The organism is Paenibacillus zanthoxyli JH29 (assembly GCF_000520715.1).
GTDB lineage: Bacteria > Bacillota > Bacilli > Paenibacillales > Paenibacillaceae > Paenibacillus_AQ > Paenibacillus_AQ zanthoxyli.
Window position 1 is genome coordinate 1 of the sequence record NZ_ASSD01000148.1, and the last position, 363, is coordinate 363.

1 pseudogene is annotated in these 363 nt (G+C 59.0%); it reads left to right on the forward strand.

The features are described from left to right. Positions 1 to 363, forward strand: a pseudogene (locus L691_RS32520) (4-amino-4-deoxy-L-arabinose transferase); the annotation flags it as partial.

Consider the following 363-nt stretch of genomic DNA (forward strand, 5'->3'; position numbering starts at 1 on the left):
CGGCGGCATGAACGGCGGAGCGGGCGGCATGTTCAATACCGGCACAGCGGGACCGCTGCGGCTGTTCCAATCAGAGTTGTCGGGCCAAGCCAGTTGGCTGATTCCATTCATCCTTTTAGGCTGCGTCGGCATCTTCTCCGGTCTGCGCAGAAGACATTTTACGCAGAAGCATAAGGAGGCCGTCTTCTGGCTGGCTTGGCTGATTCCGGTTGCAGGCTTCTTCAGTATCGCGGGCTTCTTTCATCAATATTATCTCATTATGATGGCTCCGCCGATTGCGGCGCTGGCCGGGGCAGGCTTTGTCAAGCTGTGGAGCTTGTACCGCGAGCGTACGGACTGGCTCTCCTGGCTGCTTCCGGCGGC